An 18,215-nucleotide genomic window follows, 5' to 3' on the forward strand; every position below is an offset into this window, starting at 1 on the left:
CATGGGCATCGACGCGCTCATCTTCGACGTGGACGGCACCCTCGCCGACACCGAGGAGGCCCACCGCGTGGCCTTCAATCTGGCATTCGATCGCTACGGCCTGGGCTGGAGCTGGAGTCGCACCGAATACCGCGGCCTGCTCGACGTCACCGGTGGCAAGGAGCGCATCACCAGCTACATCCAGTCGCTGCCGATCGCGCCGACCGACCGGCGTCGCCTGCTGGAACTGGTGCCGCATCTCCACCGTGAGAAGACTCGCTTCTACAGCTCGATGGTGAACGACGGCGGTATCGTGCTGCGCGACGGCATCGCGCGCCTGCTCGATGAAGCCCTGCATGCCGGGCGGCGTCTCGCCATCGCCAGCACCACCAGCGCGGTCAACGTCGACGCCCTGCTGCAGTCGACCCTCGGCGCTCGAGGCCTCGAGATGTTCAGCGTCATTGCCTGTGGCGACCAGGTGAAGCAGAAGAAGCCTGCTCCCGACATCTACCAACTGGCGCTGCGGACGCTCGGCCTCACAGCCGACCGCGCCGTGGCCTTCGAGGATTCGTCCAACGGCCTGCGTTCGGCCGTCGCGGCTGGCTTGTGGACTGTCATCACGCCGACGTTCTGGACCGAAGGCAGCGACTTCACGAAGGCCGGCCTGGTATTGCCGCGCCTCGGGGACCCCGAGAAACCCCTCAGCGACGAGCCCGGGCGCCAGCTGAAGCAATCCGCGTGGCTGAGCTTCGACGAATTGTGCGCGCTGGCCCGTCCCCCCGCACCCCTGGACGCCGTCCAGGCCCTGTACCGGGGGATCGCCTGATGAGCAGCATCCGCATCGCGCCCAGCCTGCTGTCGGCCGACTTCGCCCGCCTCGGAGAGGAAGTCCGCGACGTGATCACGGCCGGTGCCGACCTGATCCATTTCGATGTGATGGACAACCATTACGTCCCGAACCTGACCATCGGCCCGCTGGTGTGCCAGGCCATCAAGCCGCACGCCACGGTGCCGATCGACGTGCACCTGATGGTCAAGCCGGTCGATGCACTGATCCCGATGTTCGCGCAGGCCGGAGCCGACATCATCTCCTTTCATCCAGAGGCCAGCGATCACGTCGACCGCACGATCCAGCTGATCCGCTCGCACGGCATCAAGGCCGGGCTGGTGCTGAACCCGGCCACGCCCTTGTACGTGCTGGATCACGTGCTGGACCAACTCGACCTGGTGCTGCTGATGTCGGTCAACCCAGGCTTCGGCGGTCAGAGCTTCATCGAGAGCACGCTGCCGAAGATCGAGTCGGTGCGCCGGCTGATCGATCGCAGCGGCCGCGACGTGTGGCTCGAGGTGGACGGTGGCGTGAAGGTCGACAACGCCCAGCGCGTGGGCGCCGCCGGCGCCGACACACTGGTGGCCGGCTCGGCGGTGTTCAACAGCGCCAGCTACGCCCAGGCGATCGCCGGCATCCGCGACAACGCCCGCCTGGGCCAGCGTGCATCGAACCGCATGACGGGTGCCGGAGCAGCATGACGAATTTCGACGCCATCGCCTTCGATCTCGACGGCACGCTGGTCGACAGCGCGCCCGACATCGCGCACGCGCTGAATGCCGGCCTGGACGAGGCCCACCTGCGACGCTTCGACCTCGACCGCGTGCGCAGCTGGATCGGTGACGGCCCGGACGCCCTCATCGCACGCGCGATGAACGCGCAGGATCTCGACGCGTTCAGCACCGCCCTCCTGACGCCTCTGGTGCGCTCCGCCTTCGACAGCGCCACGCTCGCGGCGCCCTTGAAAGACGGACGGGTCTACGACGGTGTCGCGGAACTGCTCGCACAGCTGAAGCCGCAGCGACCGCTCGTCGTCGTGACCAACAAGCCGACCCGCCTCGCCCGCGCCGTGCTGGAGGCTGCCGGACTGCTGGACTGCTTCGCCGCCGTCCATGGCGCCGACACGAAGGCGCAGCGCAAACCTTCGCCATTGCTGCTGGAGAACGCGGCTGACGGACTCGGGATCTCGACGGACCGACTGCTGATGGTGGGCGACAGCATCCTCGACCTGCGGGCGGCTCACGCGGCGGGCGCGCAGGCGGCGCTGGTCCAGTGGGGCTACGGCCACGACGCGGTACCCGAGAGCCTCGAAGCCTGGCGCGTGGCAACGCCCGCGCACCTGGCGGCCCGGCTGCGCGTGCAGACCGACCCTTGCGATCAGAACACCTAAGGAGACCGTCATGCCCACTGGAGGAAAGTCCACCCTCACGCAGTTCCTCATCGAGGAACGCCGCAAGCACCCCGGCGCGACCGGCGAGCTCAATGCGTTGATCTCCGACGTGGCGCTCGCCTGCAAGGCGATCTCGCGCAAGGTGGCCTTCGGCGGCCTCGCCGGCGTGCTGGGCAGCGCCGGCTCCGGCAACGTGCAGGGCGAAGAGCAGAAGACGCTCGACGTGCTGAGCAACACCATGTTCCTGCGCGCCACCGAATGGAGCGGTCACGTGGCCGGCATGGTGTCCGAGGAGATGGAGGCGCCGTACACGCTGCCGCCGCAGTACGCCCGCGGCAAGTACCTGCTGATGTTCGACCCTCTCGACGGTTCGTCGAACATCGACGTCAACGTCACCGTCGGCAGCATCTTCGCGATCCATCGCGCACCGCAGCCGCGCCAGGATCCGCAGCCGCAGGACTACCTGCAACCGGGCACGACGATGGTCTGCGGCGGCTACGCGATCTACGGTCCGTCGACGATGCTGGTGCTGACGCTGGGGAACGGCACGCATGCCTTCACGCTCGATCCGCAACTCGGCGAGTGGGTGCTGAGCCATCCGAACCTGCGCATTCCAGAGCGCACGCGCGAGTTCGCGATCAATGCCTCGAACAGCCGCTTCTGGGAGCCGGCCGTCAAGCGCTACGTCGATGAGTGCCTGGCCGGCAGCACCGGTCCGCGCGGCGACGACTTCAACATGCGATGGATCGCGTCGCTGGTCGCCGAAACCCACCGCATCCTGATGCGCGGCGGGGTCTTCCTCTACCCGCGAGATACCAAGGACCCGAACAAGGTCGGACGGCTGCGCTTGCTGTACGAGGCCAACCCGATCTCCTTCCTGATCGAGCAGGCCGGCGGCATGGCGAGCACGGGCCGCAAGCGCCTGCTGGAAGTGCAGCCGGAGGCGATCCACCAGCGCATCGGCTTCGTGTTCGGTTCGACCGAGGAGGTCGCCCGCATCGAGGGCTACCACCGCGACGAACCGCCGGCCACCTACAGCTCTCCCTTGTTCGGCAAGCGCGGCCTGTTCGCCGAAGCCAGCTGAAGCGGCGCCCGTCACCCGCCCGTCCCTACTCATCAAAGGCGCAGCCATGTCCGCCCCCCATCCCATCATCGCCATCACGGGCTCGTCGGGCGCCGGCACCACGTCGGTGACCCGCACCTTCGAGAACATCTTTCGCCGCGAGGACATTCGCTCCGTCGTCATCGAGGGCGACAGCTTCCATCGCCACGATCGCAAGTCGATGAAGCTCGCAATGGCCGAGGCCGAGGTCGCGGGCAACCTGCACTTCAGCCATTTCGGTGAAGACGCCAACCTGTTCGCCGAGCTCGAGCAGCTGTTCAGCTGCTACGGCGAGACCGGCACCGGCCAGTCCCGCAAGTACCTGCACAACGCCGAGGAAGCCGCCCCCTACAAGCAGGAACCCGGCACCTTCACACCCTGGGAGCCGCTGCCCGACAGTGAGCTGCTGTTCTACGAGGGCCTGCACGGCGGCGTGAAGACCGACAAGGTCGACATCGCGCGGCACGCCGACCTGCTGATCGGCGTGGTGCCGGTCATCAACCTCGAATGGATCCAGAAGATCCACCGCGACCGCAGTACGCGCGGCTACTCGACCGCGGCCGTCACCGACGTGATCCTGCGCCGCATGCACGAGTACGTGCACTACATCTGCCCGCAGTTCACGCGCACCCACATCAATTTCCAGCGCGTGCCGGTGGTCGATACCTCCGACCCGTTCATTGCCCGCACCATCCCGACCGCCGATGAAAGCCTGGTGGTGATCCGCTTCGCCGACCCGCGCGGCTTCGACTTCCCCTACCTGCTGAGCATGCTGCACGACTCCTTCATGTCGCGCGCCAACACGCTGGTGGTGCCGGGCGGAAAGATGGAGCTGGCGATGCAGCTGATCTTCACGCCGATGGTCATGCGACTGATCGAGCGGCGCAAGAAGCGGCTCGCGGCCTGATTGCGGCGCGGCGAGACCTGTCGCCCCACGCTCGACGCGCCCTCTGAACCTCATCACAGGTCCCACCATGAACGAGAACACCGACACCGCGGCCCTGCGCAGCCTATGCGCCAACGCCATCCGCGCCCTCGCGATGGACGCAGTGCAGGCGGCGAACTCCGGCCATCCCGGCATGCCAATGGGCATGGCCGACATCGCTGAGGCGCTGTGGCGCCACCACCTGAAGCACGACCCGGCCGATCCGAAGTGGATCGATCGCGACCGCTTCGTCGTCTCGAACGGGCATGGCTCGATGCTGCTGTACGCGCTGCTGCACCTGAGCGGCTACGAGCTGCCGATCGACGAGCTCAAGCGCTTCCGCCAACTGCATTCACGCACGCCTGGCCACCCTGAGATCGACGTCACGCCCGGCGTCGAAACCACCACCGGCCCGCTCGGCCAGGGAATCAGCAATGCCGTCGGCATGGCGCTGGCCGAGAAGCTGCTGGCCGACGAGTTCAACCGCCCCGGCCACGCGGTGATCGATCACCGCACCTATGTCTTCCTCGGCGACGGTTGCTTGATGGAAGGCATCAGCCATGAGGCCTGCTCGCTGGCCGGCACCTGGCAGCTGAACAAGCTGATCGCCTTCTACGACGACAACGGCATTTCGATCGACGGCGACGTGAAGGGCTGGTTCTCCGACGACACACCGCGCCGCTTCGAAGCCTATGGCTGGACGGTGCTGCGCGATGTCGACGGACACGACTTCGCGTCGCTGGACCGTGCCATCGCGCAGGCCCAGGCATCCGACAAGCCCGTACTGGTGTGCTGCAAGACGCGCATCGGCCAGGGCTCGCCGAACCGTGCCGGCACCGCGAAGGCCCACGGCGAGGCGCTCGGTGAGGCCGAGATCGCGCTGACGCGCCAGGCGCTGGGCTGGACGGCGGCCCCGTTCGAGATCCCCGAGGCGGTCGAGCAGGCCTGGTCGGCGCTGGAGCCTGGTGCTCGCCGACGGCGCGACTGGAGCGACCGTTTCAGCGCCTACGCCAAGGCCTATCCCGATTTGGCGTCGGAGCTGCTGCGCCGGCAGAGCGCAACGCTCTCGCCGAGCAGCGCCACGGAAGCCGCACTGACCGCCGCGATCGACAACGCCGAGACTCGGCGCGCCGCCGTGGCGACCCGCAAGGCCTCGCAGGACGTGCTGCAGGAAGTCGGTCCGGTGATGCCCGAGCTGCTCGGCGGCTCAGCCGACCTGACCGGCTCCAACCTCACCGACTGGAAGGGCCATCGCCCGCTCAAGGGCCGCGGCACCGGCAACCATGTGCACTACGGCGTGCGGGAGTTCGGCATGGCGGCCATCATGAACGGCGTGGCGCTGCACGGTGGCTACCGGCCGTTCGGCGGCACCTTCCTGACCTTTGCCGACTATGCGCGCAACGCCATCCGCATGTCGGCGCTGATGCGCTTGCCGGTCGTCTACGTGTTCACGCACGATTCCATCGGCCTCGGCGAGGATGGCCCGACCCACCAGCCGATCGAGCATGCGTCGAGCCTGCGGCTGATCCCGAACGTCGACGTCTGGCGGCCGGCCGACGCCACCGAGACAGCCGTCGCGTGGCGGCAGTCGCTGCGGCGTGCCGACGGCCCGAGTTGCCTGCTGCTGTCGCGCCAGGCCTTGCCGCATGGCGGCGACGGGCGTGAACGCATCGAGAGCATTGCACGAGGCGCCTACGTGCTGCGCCGTCCCGAGGGCGAGCGCGTTGCGCTGCTGGCCAGCGGCTCCGAAGTCGGCATCGCGTTGCAGGCCGCCGCGCTGCTGGCGGCCGATGGCATTGCCGCACGCGTCGTGTCGGTGCCCTGCCTCGACGTCTTCGATCGCCAGGACGCCACCTACCGCCACGCGGTGATACCCCGTCACCTGCCGAACCTGGCGATCGAGGCCGGCAGCACCGGCCTGTGGTGGAAGTACGTAGGCGAGCACGGCGATGTGATCGGTCTCGACCGCTTCGGCGAATCGGCGCCGGCCACGCAGCTGTTCAAGCTGTTCGGCCTCACCGCCGAGGCCGCTGCCGAGCGCGCGCGACAGCTGGTGCGGCCGCAAGGCGCTTCCGCGGCCGACAGCGAATTCGGCACCGAACCGAACGCCGTGCTGTCGTCCAACTGAGCCGCTCCCGACCTTCTCTCCACTTCACTTCCATCTCACGAAGAGGCTGCCTTGACCACACGCATCGCCATCAACGGCTACGGCCGCATCGGCCGCAACGTTCTCCGCGCGCTGTTCGAATCGCAGCACGCCGGCACGGCCCGCGACATCGAGATCGTCGCGATCAACGACCTGGGCAACGCGCAGACCAATGCTCACCTGACCCGCTTCGACACCGTGCATGGTCGCTTCGGCCTGCCGGTCAGCCACGAGGGTTCGGATCTGGTCGTCGATGGCCACCGCATCCATGTCAGCTCGACCCGCAGCCCCGCCGAGCTGCCCTGGAAGCAGCACGGCATCGACATCGTCATGGAGTGCACCGGCCTGTTCACCAGCAAGGCCAAGGCCGGGGCTCACCTGACGGCGGGCGCGAAGAAGGTGCTGATCAGCGCGCCCGGTGGCGCCGACGTGGACGCGACCGTCGTCTACGGCGTCAACCACGGCGTGCTGCAGCCCGGTCACACGGTGGTGTCCAACGCCTCCTGCACCACCAACTGCCTGGCGCCGGTGGCCAAGGTGCTCAACGACGGCATCGGCATCGCCAACGGACTGATGACGACCATCCACAGCTTCACGAACGACCAGGTGCTGACCGACGTTTACCACGAGGACCTGCGACGCGCGCGCAGCGCCACGCAGTCGATGATCCCGACCAAGACCGGCGCCGCAGCCGCGGTGGGCCTGGTGCTGCCGGAACTGGCCGGCCGCCTCGACGGCTTCGCGGTGCGCGTGCCGACCATCAACGTCTCGCTGGTCGACCTGGTGTTCACTGCGAACCGCGACACCAGCGTGGCCGAGATCAACGCCTTGCTGAAGGCCGCTGCCGCCGAAGGGCCGCTGACCGGCGTGCTGGGCTACACCGACGAGCCGCTGGTGTCGATGGATTTCAACCACGACGCACGCTCCAGCGTGTTCGACGCGAGCTGCACCAAGGTCTCGGGCCGGCTCGTCAAGGTCTGCGCCTGGTACGACAACGAGTGGGGCTTCAGCAACCGCATGCTCGATACCGCCCTGGCGATGGCCCGAGCCTGAAGCCTCACGCGGAGCGCGACATGGCCTTCAAGACCCTGGAACAGATCAACCTGCGCGGCCAGCGGGTCTTCATCCGCTGCGACTTCAACGTGCCGCTCGATGCCGCCGGCCGCATCACCGACGACACCCGCATCCGCGCCAGCATCCCGGGCATCCGTCACGCGCTGGCCCAGGGCGCGCGCGTCATGCTTGCCTCGCACCTCGGTCGACCCGGCGAGGGCGCGCTGTCGCCGGCCGACTCGCTCGCGCGGGTGGCGCGGCGTGTCGGTGAACTGCTCGACCGCGAGGTACCACTGGTCGGCGACTGGCTCGCAAGGCCTTTCGACGTGGCACCGGGGCAGGCCGTGATGCTGGAGAACTGCCGTGCCAACGTCGGCGAGAAGGCCAACTCGCGCGAGCTGGCACTGCGCATGGCCACGCTGTGCGACGTCTACGTGAACGACGCCTTCGGCAGCGCCCACCGCGCCGAGGCCACCACCGAGGCCCTGGCGCGCGTCGCGCCGGTGGCCTGCGCCGGCCCGCTGATGGCGTCAGAGCTGAACGCACTGAGCCGCGCGCTGGCCCGGCCGGCCCGGCCGCTGGCGGCCATCGTCGGCGGCTCGAAAGTGTCGACCAAGCTGTCTGTCCTGAACTCGCTGGCGGCGCAGGTCGAGCTGCTGGTGGTCGGCGGCGGCATGGCCAACACCTTCCTGCTGGCCGCCGGGCAGCAGGTCGGCAAGTCGCTGTGCGAACCGGACATGATCGAGACCGCCGCACAAGTGGCTGCGACGCTCGGCGCGCGAGGTGCCGAACTCTTCATGCCGATCGACGTGGTGACCGCCACCGAGTTCTCCGAGCGCGCCATCCCGTCGATCAAGGGGCTGAGCGAAGTCGCATCCGATGACTTGATCCTCGATTTCGGCCCGCGGTCGATGCAGGCCCTGGTCGAGCGGTTGGCGCCCTGCAAGACCATCGTGTGGAACGGCCCGCTGGGCGTGTTCGAGATCGAGCAGTTCTCCTACGGAACCCGCACGCTCGCCACCGCCATCGCCGGATCGCAGGCCTTCTCGATCGCCGGCGGCGGCGACACCGTCGCCGCGATCAACCGCTTCGACGTGGCCAAGAACATCGACTATGTCTCCACCGCGGGCGGCGCTTTCCTCGAGTTCCTCGAAGGCAAGACGCTGCCCGCCGTGAAGGCGCTCGAAGACCGCGCTGCCTGAAGCATCACACCGCCCTGCCCTGCCCCCGAAGACCCCAACAACCGGAGCTGACCCATGGCCATGATTTCCCTGAGACAACTGCTGGACCACGCGGCCGAGCACGGCTACGGCGTGCCCGCTTTCAACGTGAACAACTTGGAGCAGATCCAGGCCATCATGCAGGCCGCGCAGAAGACCGACAGCCCGGTGATCCTGCAGGCCTCGGCCGGCGCACGCAAGTACGCTGGCGAACCCTTCCTGCGCAAGATGGTCGAGGCCGCCGCCGAGATGTACCCCGACATTCCCATCGTGCTGCACCAGGACCACGGTGCCAGCCCGTCGGTGTGCATCCAGTCGATCCGCTCCGGCTTCACCAGCGTGATGATGGACGGATCGCTGCTCGAGGACGCCAAGACGCCGGCCAGCTACGAATACAACGTCGACGTGACGCGCCGCGTAGTCGATATGGCGCATGCGATCGGCGTGTCGGTGGAGGGTGAGCTCGGCTGCCTGGGGTCGCTCGAGTCCGGCATGGCCGGCGAGGAAGACGGCGTCGGTGCCGAAGGCGTTCTGACCCACGAGCAGATGTTGACCGACCCGGAGCAGGCGGCCGACTTCGTGGCCAAGACGGGTGTCGATGCCCTGGCCATCGCCATCGGCACCAGCCACGGCGCGTACAAGTTCAGCCGCAAGCCGACCGGCGACATCCTCGCGATCGACCGCATCAAGGCCATCCACGCGCGCATTCCCAACACGCACCTGGTGATGCACGGCAGCTCCTCGGTGCCGCAGGAGTGGCTGGCGATCATCCGCGAGCACGGCGGGGACATCAAGGAGACCTACGGCGTACCGGTCGAGGAGATCCAGGAAGGCATCCGCTTCGGTGTGCGCAAGGTCAATATCGACACCGACATCCGGCTGGCGATGACCGGCGCGATGCGCCGCGCGATGAGCAAGGATCGCAGCGAGTTCGATCCGCGCAAGTTCTTGAAGGACGCCACCGCCGCCGCCCGCGACGTGTGCGTCGACCGCTTCCAGGCCTTCGGTTGCGCCGGCATGGCCTCGAAGATCAGGCCGGTGTCGCTGGAAGCCGGGGCGAAACGCTACGCCTGAGCCAAACAGGCCCGCGCCATCACGGGGTGCCCAAGGCACCCCGTTTTCATTTGACCGGGATGGTCAGGGCCCGGTCGATCGGCACCGCCGTGACGCTGTTCTGCGGCGAGCCTTCGATCACGCGGTCGGAGTAGGTCAGGTACACCAGGGTGTTGCGCGCCCGATCGACCATGCGCACCACATGCAGGCGCTTGAACACCAGCGACTGGCGTTCACTGAACATCTCTTCCTGCTCCGGCAAGGGCTTCGAGAAGCCGATCGCCCCCGTCTGCCGGCACGCGATCGAGGCCTCCGACTTGTCCTCGGCCAGCCCGACGGCCCCCTTGATGCCGCCGGTCTTGGCGCGCGAGACGTAGCAGGTCACGCCGGCGACTTTCGGGTCGTCGTAGGCGTCGACGACGATCTTGTGGTCCGGCCCGATCAGCTTGAACACGGTATCGACCTCACCGACCTGCTGCGACCGCGCGATCGCCGCAATACCGAGCCCGACAACGCACAGAAGGAACGCCTTCGTTCTCATGGGTCTCCTCGGAAAGCGTGCACCGACCCCAGCGACTACAGACGGTCGGACACACCCACGCGCACCGGCGGCACCGGCCCCCGGACCTCGGCCGGCCGCACGATACCGGTGACCGCATGGCTGCGCTCGGCCGTATCGCGCGGTGTGGCAGCGGCCAGCGGCCGGCCGTCGCGGCCGACGAGGCTCGCCACGACCGGTTCGTTAGCCTTGATCCCACGCCGCGTGACGACGGCCACTTCGCCGCTGGCCAGCTTGACGTAGCTGCCGGGCGGGTACATGCCGAGCGACTTGATCACCGCCGCGCCCACCACATCGGGCCGCCCATCGGGCCCCAGGCAGGCCGCACGCGCGGCCAGGGTGGCCGGCATGCCGGCCCGGAACCGACGCGAGCTCATCTTGGCCGTGAAGACATCGACGCGGCGCACCACGCTGGCCAGGCGCTGCGTCGGACTGAGCGCCGCATAGCCCGTCTCCGGCGGCGGATCGGCATGGTGCAGTTCGACGACCTCGAGCCAGATCGGGTCCTGCACACCGACCTGTCGCAGCAACTGTGCGCTGGCTTGCGCATGACCGTCGATGACGCGCCGCTGGTCCAGGGTCGGGGTGCGCTCGCGATGGATCAACTCGTTCTGCAGTTCCATCATGCTGACGTTCATCGTCAGCGTGGCAAGCGACGCGGACTGGCGCTCGGCCTCATCCACGTTCAGGTGCTGGAGGCACAGGTCGACGACCACCGCGCAGAACAGCGCGTGCTGGCTGCTGTAGTGATCCTGCGCCCGCTGTGCGCCCTGCACCTGCAGGTACAGCGCCGTGTCGGCGTCGCGTTCGACCAGCGAGCGGATGCGCCGGCCGATGCCGTCGATCATCGACAGCCATGCCCCCTCCTGCCCGGGGGCACGCAACAGCGTGAGCAATTGGTGGTGGAGCGCGGTCAGGTCGGACGGCAGGGCGACTTGGGGAGGGGGATTCGGGTCACCGCCGGCTGCGGCACTCGGTTCCGAGTGCTCCGGGGAAGGGGTCAGCGAGTTCAATCGAGGTGTTCTCCGGCATGTCACGCACAGCGTTCCCTTGCAAATGTAACCTTGCCGATCACTTGCACATCAGTCGGGTGTCATTCCCCCGCCAGCCCGGCACCGACCGCCATGGCTTCGCCCAGACGAACCGCCCGCCCGGGCGCCCAGGCCGGATCGAAACGGACCACATCGTGCGGGAACAGGGCCACGACGGTCGACCCCAGCAGGAACTGCCCCATCTCCTCACCCTGCTTCAGCCGCAGATCGCGATCCGCGTAGCGCCACTCGCGCAGCTGCGCCGCGCGCGGCGGATTCACCTGGCCGTGCCAGACCGTGGCCATGCTGCCGACGATGGTCGCTCCCACCAGCACCAGCACGAACGGCCCCAACGGCCCTTCGAATTCGCAGACCACCCGCTCGTTGCGAGCGAACAGCCCCGGCACGCCCCGCGCGGTAACCGGGTTGACCGAGAACAGATCGCCCGGCACATGGATCATGCGCAGCAGCCGGCCGTCGCAGGGCATGTGGATGCGGTGGTAGTCGCGAGGGCTGAGATACAGCGTGGCGAACTGTCCGTCCTGGAAGCGCGCTGCCAGTTCCGCGTCGCCGCCGACCAGCGCCCGGGTCGAGTAGTGGTGCCCTTTGGCCTGGAAGATCTGGTCGCGCTCGATCGCGCCGAACTGGCTGATCGCGCCGTCGACCGGGCAGACCAGCGCGGCCGACGCCAACGGGCGAGCACCCGGGCGCAGCGCACGGGTGAAGAAGTCGTTGAAGCTCGGATACCGGGCGATGTCGGGCTCGGCCGCTTCACTCATGTCGACCCGGTACTTGCGGACGAAACGGCGGACGATGGCGGTCGTGATGCCTCCCCAGCGCCCCGAGGCCACGAAGCCGGCGAACACCGTCAGCGCGCGCTGAGGCACCAGGTACTGCAAGAGCACGGAAAGACGTTCGGACACGGGCGCAGCGCAGAGCGGAGACGCGCAGCAGTGTAGCGAGCGCGGAGCCGCCTCCGCACCCACCGTGGCGGTCATTCGGTCAGAGGCAGTTCCAGCGTGAACTCGGCACCACCGTCCGGATGGTTGCGCGCACTCAGCCTGCCGCCGTGCTGCTCGACGATGCCGTAGCTGATCGACAGGCCCAGGCCCGTACCCTTGCCCACCGGCTTGGTGGTGAAGAAAGGATCGAAGATGCGCGTCAGGTGCTCAGGCGGAACGCCGGGGCCGTTGTCGCGCAGTCGCAGCCGCGCCCAGGAGCCGTCTTGCTCGGTGTCGATCCACAGCACCGGGCTCTCGCCGGCGCGGTTGGCAGCGGCGTCGCAGGCGTTCTGCAGCAGGTTCATCAGCACCTGCTGCAGTTGCCCTGCGCTGCCGGTCACCATGCAGGCCGGACCTGGCGTCCACTTCATCTCGAAGCTCGGCGCGGTGCCCTTGCTGACCCAGTGAATCGCCCGCTCGATCACCTCGTTCAGCGGCACCGGCGCGCGGGCCTCCGGGTCCATCGCCGAGAAGCGCTTCAGGCCGTTGACGATGTCGGCGGTGCGTTGCGCGCCCTCCAGCGTGCCTTCGATCAGCGATGGCAGATCGTTCAGCAGGTGTTCGATGCGCAGCTTGCCGCGCATCTCGGCGAGCCGGGCCGGCGCCTCGCCTGCATGCACCGCCTCCAGGTAGGTGCGCAGCCGATCGCTGTAGCGGCTGAGCGCGTGCACGTTGCCGAGAACGAAGCTGATCGGGTTGTTCAGTTCATGCGCCACACCGGCCACCAGCCGACCCAGCGAGGCCATCTTCTCGGAATGGAGCAGTTGCTGCTGCGCGCGCTTGAGCGCCTCGTGGGCGGTGCGCAGCTCATGGAAGGCCCGCTTGATCTCGGCCGTGGGACGGCCGACGAATACCGTGCCGACGCGTCGACCGTTCGGCGCGATGCGCGGCGTGCAGTTGGCATCGACCGGCACGCTCTGCCCCTGTGCATCGAGCAGGTTCAGCTCGACCGCCTCGCCCTGGCGGGACGGTGTGGCGTTGGCCAGCACCTGGCGCACGCGCTCGCCGCTGGCCTCGTCGGCCAGCAGATCGTGGAACAGCATGCCGCGCAAAGCGGCGTCGCTGCGACCCACCAGCTCGCGCAAGGCCGCGTTGGTCTCCTCGATCACACCGTGTTCGTCGCACACCAGCAGCACATCCGACATCGCGGACAGCACGCTGAAGATGAACTGCTGGGACTGCTCGAGCTCGGTGTTCTTCTGCTCGAGCTCGATCTCGTCGAGCACCAGTTGCGAATACACCTCGTCCATCTTCTGGATGACGTCCATCCAGGTCGATTCATCGACCCCTTCCATCTGGCCATGCGGCCCCGCGTCGGCGGCCACCGGCGGCGCATTCAGCAAGGGGCGAGGGGGCAAGGGGCGGGCCATCGAGACAGGGGCACGAGCAATCGTCGGTCCATTTGAGCACGATGCATGCCCGGCGTCGCTCCCTACGCTCGCACCGTCGGCCGATGCGTCAGAAGTTAGCGGTCAGCGTCATGCGAAGACGGCGTGGCTCGACGGGGTGGAAATGGATGTCGTCCACGCCGCCTGCCGGTTCACCCTGCAGGCGGGACGGGTAGTAGTAGTCGATGTCGCTGGCCTCGCGATCGAACAGGTTGAAGACATCCAGCGCGAGCCTCACGTCCTGGCTCACCTTGTAGCCGACCCGCAGGTAGGCCAGGGTCGTGGCACTCGATCGCACGCTGTTGTCCTCGATCAGCGGCCGGGGACCGAAATAGCGCACCTGGAACTGCCCGAACCAGGACCCCAGATCGGTCACCGTCACACCCAGCGAAGCGACCCGGTTCACTGCGCCCGGGATGTGGTTGCCGACCGCCGGATCGGGATCGTCCTCGCTGAAGCGCGCCCGCGACGCCGCGAGATCCAGGTCGAACAGCAGCCAGGGCCGGGCCACGTAGTGGTTGTTCCACTCGATGCCGTAGCGCTTGCTGGCCCGGTTGGGCTCGGTCTCGCCGGCATCGCCGACGAACAGCAGTTCGGAGTCGAGCCTCAGGTGCCAGAGCGCCAGCGAGCTCTGCAGGCCTGGCACGAGCTCGGTCCGAAGCCCGAGCTCCCCGCCCTTGGAGCGAACCAGTGGATCGACCGCCTGGACCGCGACGGTCGGGTCCTTGGCCGCGACCTGGGCGGTCGCGCCGCGTGCATCGTTGCTGTGGTAGCCGTAGCCGTAGTTCGCGAAGTACTCGGTCTTGCTCCAGGGGCCGAAGATCAACGACAGCTTGGGCGACGCGATGCCGTCGTTCTTCTTGCCGCTGTTCTGCGGAATCGAGCTGTCCACGTCGAACGTGAAACGATCGAACCGCAAGCCCGCCACGCTGCGCAACCAGGGCAGCCACTGCGTGGCGTTCTCGCCGTAGACCCCGATGCTGGTCTCGCGAACACGCGACTCCTGCGTGGTGCTGACACGCTCCCGCGCCACGTTGCCATACAGGCCCACCGGGCCCAGCCGGTCGTGCCGCACCTGCGCCCCGAGTGTGTTGGTCATCTCACGACCACCGACGCTGGTGTTCCAACTCCGGCTGGTGGTCAGCCCCACCACCTTGCGGCGCTCCGCCTGCTCGAATTGGTCGCCGTTCGCCGCGGTCGGGTCCAGGTCCACCGGGTTCTCGAGGAAGAAGGTGAAGTTGGAGAACAGGTTCAAGCGCGACTGGATGGCATAGGCACTGAACTTGAAGGCGCCGTCGTCGAGCTGGTGCGTCAGGTCGTATGAGAGGCTGTAGCGCGATGTCTCGCCGCCGTCGGTGGGATCGAGCGCACCGAAGCGACCAATCAGGCCCTGATCGACGGCACGCTTCGGGATCTGGTCGGTGGAGTTCCACTTGGCTGAGTAGCCCATCGCCGTGATCACGGACCGCGTCTGCGCGTCGCCGAAGCTGTAGCGCAACACGCCGTTCAGGCGACGGAAGTTCTCGGGGTTGTCCCAGGGCCCGTCGTTATGCCCGGCCTCCAGCGCGTAGAGCAACTGCCCACCGCCCGCGGCGTCAGAGTTCGCCAGCAGCCCCCTGCGGTAGCCGTTCTCGCCGAAGGTGATCGAGCCGATGCCCTTGGGCAGCGTGTCGACCAGGCGGATGTGCGCGGCGCCGGCCGAGGCGAAGTCGCCTTCCTCGGCGTAATAGGGACCCTTGCGGTAGTCGATGCGGTCGACCAGCTCCGGGATCAACCAGTTGAGATCGCTGTAGCCGTGGCCGTGGGCGTGCGTGGGCATGTTGACCGGCATCGCATCGACGAAGGTCGCGAAGTCGGTGCCGTGGTCGAGGTTGAAGCCCCGCAGGTAGTACTGGTTGGCCTTGCCGTCCCCGCTGTGCTGCGACACGATCACGCCCGGCACGAACTCCAGCACCTCGGCCGGCCGCAGCGTCGGGCGGTTCTCGATCAGCTTCGAGGTGACGGTGCCCTGGCTTGCGGCATCCGAACTGCCGATCGAGTTGTTGTAGTTGCCTTGCACGACGACTGGCTCGAGTTGGGTGGTCGGCGTTGGCGTCTGTGCCGTGGCGCCGGCGCTCACTGCCGCCATCGCGATGGCCCGCAGCGCCTGATGGAACGGCATGGGCAGATTCGAGCCAACAGTCGCGCGGCAACTGCCACGATTCTCCTCAGCCTTCCTGATCTCGTACATGGTTCTGTCTCCGTTCTGATCGCTCTGGCGCCGGCGCAGTTCGCGATGTGAATGTGATGATTGTTATATTGTTCATACACATTCCGTGCCACCGCACAAGCCTCAGACACGCGCGGTCGTCGTCGAGGTCATACGGCTGCAACAATCATGTACGAGCCCTGCATCGGATCGGATGCACCGACAGCCGCGCTTTCGAACCGGTCTTCCACCCCGCTGATCAGTTGCCGGCCGGCTGTGCTCCGAGGCAAGCAGAAAAAAGGCCCTGCATCGCAGGGCCTCGGGGCTTCGCGTCAGACGCGGCGGCTCAAGAGATCGGCTTCGGATGCACGTGCGCCGCGTGGTGCGTCCCGCGCCCGTGCTTGTGGCTGTGGTGCAGTTCCACGCTGATGAGGTTGAGCTTGCCGTGGTGCACGCCGCGCTCGGCGCACACCGCGTCGGCGAACTGCCTCACTGCCAGCGTCGGGCCGCGCAGGATCACGGTCTCGAGGCAGTGGTCATGGTCCAGGTGGGCGTGCATCGTCGACACCGCGAGATCGTGGTGATCGTGCTGCAATTCGGTGAGGCGCTCGGTGAGCTCGCGCTGGTGGTGGTTGAAGATGTACGACAGGCAGGCCACGCAGTGCACCGACTCGTCCTTCTCCTGGCGCGTACGCTCCATCTCAGCACGCAACAGGTCGCGCACCGCCTCCGAGCGGTTGGCATAGCCTCGGTCGCCGATCCAGTGGTCGAATTCGTGCGCGAGCTTGTCGTCGAGCGAGATGGTGAAGCGTTCCATGCGAACCGGTCGGTGAAGGCGAGGAAGATGATCGGTCAATGCACCGTGCACACCATGCACGGGTCGAACGAGCGCACGATGTGCTGCACTGCCACCGGCGTCAGTTCGCCTTCTCGCACCGGCGCGCCCTCGAGCGCCTGCTCCAGCGCACCGGGCGTGCCGGCGGCGTCGCGCGGCGAGAAGTTCCAGGTGGTCGGTGCGACGATCTGGTAATTGGCGATGTGACCGCGGCTGGCGACGATCCAGTGGCCGAGGCTGCCGCGCGCGGCCTCGCTCAGGCCCACGCCGATGCCTTCGGTGAAATGCGGGCTCGGCACGCAGTAGGACTCGCCGCTCTGCAACTGCAGCAACCAGCGCTCCATCATCGGCACCACGCGCGCCAGCTCGATCAGGCGCGCCAGCACCCGTGTGTAGACGGTGCCACCGTGGCGGCCGACCGCATCGCGCACCAACGGCTGCGCCGATGCCAGCTGACGGGCGATGGCACCGGTCTCGATCACTTCGCCCGCGAGCCGCGGCGCCTTGTTCCAGGTGTAAGCGCCGGGCTTGTCGGCGTCGGGCAGCGTGAGGCCGTCGAGCGGATGGCGCGGCCCGGCGCTGTCGGCCAGCCAGGCGTGCGTCGCATCCTCGCGGATCGCCGCCACGTCGAGCCGCGACAGCACCGCGCTCCGTGCATGCCACACGCCGCCGCCGAGCTCGAAGCCGCCATCCGGCTGCGGGTAGGCACCGTAGCTGAGGTAGCGCCCGGGCCCCGGGCCGAGACGCTCGAGGGCGGCGTCCTTCACCATGCTCAGGAACAGGCGGAAGTCGCCGCGCCAGGGGTCCTGCGCATGCCAGGCCCACAGCTCGGTTTCGGTGGCGATCGAGCTCACCTGCTCCAGTGGCGCGGCGAACAGCTGACGTTCGAGGAAGGCCCGGAACTCGCGCACGCGCGACAACAGGCGCACTCGCTCGGCCGCCTCGATCGGCCGCGTGGAGCCGCCAGGCTCGATGCTCTGCGTGTGCGGCCACTTGCCGGCCAGGGTGCCGAGCAGCGTGAACCATCGCTGGCGCGCCGCGATGGCCGCGCGCGTCTGCTCGCCGGTCTGCGGCGCGAAGCGGCGCTCGGCCTCGGCATGCCAGGCCTGGGCCGCATAGACCGGGCGGGTGAAGTCCGGCATGAAGAAGAGGTAGAAGTGCGTCAGGTGGTCGGCCAGGTTCTCCGTCGCCAGGATCACGTTGGTCGCATGCTGGCCGTTGGGTGGCATCTCCAGGCCGCCCAGGTCGGCCAGGGCCCGCGCCGAGGCGACCGACTGCGACACCGAGCAGATGCCGCAGATGCGCGGCACGTAGACCAGCGCATCGTGCGGGTTCTTGCCGCGCAGGATCTGCTCGAAGCCGCGGTACATCGGCGCGTTGACACGCGCCGAACTCACCCGCCCGTCAGCGATATCGAGCGTGACCTCGAGATCGCCCTCGACGCGGTTGAACGGGCCGACCAGCAGGCGGGCCATCTCAGCGCCCTCGGCCTGCGCAAGGGCCCGCGGCCGCGCGG

General features: G+C 67.9%; 16 protein-coding genes. 9 read left to right on the forward strand and 7 right to left on the reverse strand.

All coding sequences use genetic code 11. The annotated features are described in order from the left end of the window. The first annotated feature begins 1 nt into the window (after position 1). The 9 genes from ASC67_RS04635 (at position 2) to fba (ending at position 9,718) form a co-directional block, all read left to right on the forward strand. Positions 2–805: an HAD-IA family hydrolase gene (locus ASC67_RS04635; protein ID WP_056315648.1), complete on the forward strand. Its 804-nt coding sequence runs from the start codon at positions 2–4 to the stop codon at positions 803–805. Beyond that, entirely contained in the window at positions 805–1,509 is a 705-nt protein-coding gene (rpe, locus tag ASC67_RS04640) for a ribulose-phosphate 3-epimerase (RefSeq protein WP_056315652.1), read from the forward strand. The genes ASC67_RS04635 and rpe overlap by 1 nt, the downstream gene beginning before the upstream one ends. Next, positions 1,506–2,198 (forward strand): HAD-IA family hydrolase, encoded by a 693-nt coding sequence (locus tag ASC67_RS04645; protein WP_056315655.1) that lies wholly within the window; start codon positions 1,506–1,508, stop codon positions 2,196–2,198. The genes rpe and ASC67_RS04645 overlap by 4 nt, the downstream gene beginning before the upstream one ends. A gap of 10 nt (positions 2,199–2,208) precedes the next feature. Beyond that, complete coding sequence (locus tag ASC67_RS04650) at positions 2,209–3,282, forward strand: class 1 fructose-bisphosphatase (RefSeq protein ID WP_056315657.1); 1,074 nt, start codon at positions 2,209–2,211, stop codon at positions 3,280–3,282. A 46-nt stretch (positions 3,283–3,328) separates the two neighbouring features. Further along, on the forward strand, positions 3,329–4,207 hold the full coding sequence (locus ASC67_RS04655) for a phosphoribulokinase (protein WP_056315661.1): 879 nt from the start codon (positions 3,329–3,331) through the stop codon (positions 4,205–4,207). Positions 4,208–4,274: 67 nt separating this feature from the next. Beyond that, positions 4,275–6,353 carry a transketolase gene (tkt, locus tag ASC67_RS04660; RefSeq protein ID WP_056315666.1) on the forward strand — a complete coding sequence of 693 codons (2,079 nt, stop codon included), beginning with the start codon at positions 4,275–4,277 and terminating at the stop codon, positions 6,351–6,353. Positions 6,354–6,404: 51 nt separating this feature from the next. Then, complete coding sequence (gap, locus tag ASC67_RS04665; protein ID WP_056315668.1) at positions 6,405–7,424, forward strand: type I glyceraldehyde-3-phosphate dehydrogenase; 1,020 nt, start codon at positions 6,405–6,407, stop codon at positions 7,422–7,424. A 20-nt stretch (positions 7,425–7,444) separates the two neighbouring features. Continuing rightward, positions 7,445–8,626, forward strand: a complete 1,182-nt coding sequence (locus ASC67_RS04670) for a phosphoglycerate kinase (protein ID WP_056315671.1) — start codon at positions 7,445–7,447, stop codon at positions 8,624–8,626. A 54-nt stretch (positions 8,627–8,680) separates the two neighbouring features. Beyond that, positions 8,681–9,718, forward strand: coding sequence for a class II fructose-bisphosphate aldolase (gene fba / locus ASC67_RS04675; RefSeq protein ID WP_056315674.1), 1,038 nt, complete (start codon positions 8,681–8,683; stop codon positions 9,716–9,718). Positions 9,719–9,764: 46 nt separating this feature from the next. Here fba and ASC67_RS04680 read toward each other — a convergent pair whose 3' ends face one another. The 7 genes from ASC67_RS04680 to ASC67_RS04710 form a co-directional block, all read right to left on the reverse strand. Continuing rightward, positions 9,765–10,238, reverse strand: coding sequence for a CreA family protein (locus ASC67_RS04680; protein ID WP_056315678.1), 474 nt, complete (start codon positions 10,236–10,238; stop codon positions 9,765–9,767). 35 nt (positions 10,239–10,273) lie between these two features. Further along, a complete protein-coding gene (locus tag ASC67_RS04685; RefSeq protein WP_156466658.1) occupies positions 10,274–11,269 on the reverse strand; it encodes an HD-GYP domain-containing protein in 996 nt (331 codons plus the stop codon). Positions 11,270–11,349: 80 nt separating this feature from the next. Next, positions 11,350–12,210, reverse strand: a complete 861-nt coding sequence (gene asd, locus ASC67_RS04690) for an archaetidylserine decarboxylase (RefSeq protein ID WP_056315796.1) — start codon at positions 12,208–12,210, stop codon at positions 11,350–11,352. Between the two features lie 71 nt (positions 12,211–12,281). Then, positions 12,282–13,658 (reverse strand): sensor histidine kinase, encoded by a 1,377-nt coding sequence (locus ASC67_RS04695; protein ID WP_404932832.1) that lies wholly within the window; start codon positions 13,656–13,658, stop codon positions 12,282–12,284. 88 nt (positions 13,659–13,746) lie between these two features. Beyond that, positions 13,747–15,837 (reverse strand): TonB-dependent receptor, encoded by a 2,091-nt coding sequence (locus ASC67_RS04700; RefSeq protein WP_235566222.1) that lies wholly within the window; start codon positions 15,835–15,837, stop codon positions 13,747–13,749. Positions 15,838–16,210: 373 nt separating this feature from the next. Then, a complete protein-coding gene (nikR, locus tag ASC67_RS04705; protein ID WP_056315690.1) occupies positions 16,211–16,681 on the reverse strand; it encodes a nickel-responsive transcriptional regulator NikR in 471 nt (156 codons plus the stop codon). Between the two features lie 35 nt (positions 16,682–16,716). Further along, positions 16,717–18,174, reverse strand: coding sequence for a nickel-dependent hydrogenase large subunit (locus ASC67_RS04710; protein WP_056315693.1), 1,458 nt, complete (start codon positions 18,172–18,174; stop codon positions 16,717–16,719). Positions 18,175–18,215 lie beyond the last annotated feature (41 nt).

The sequence above is a fragment of the Methylibium sp. Root1272 genome (genome assembly GCF_001425905.1).
GTDB lineage: Bacteria > Pseudomonadota > Gammaproteobacteria > Burkholderiales > Burkholderiaceae_C > Methylibium.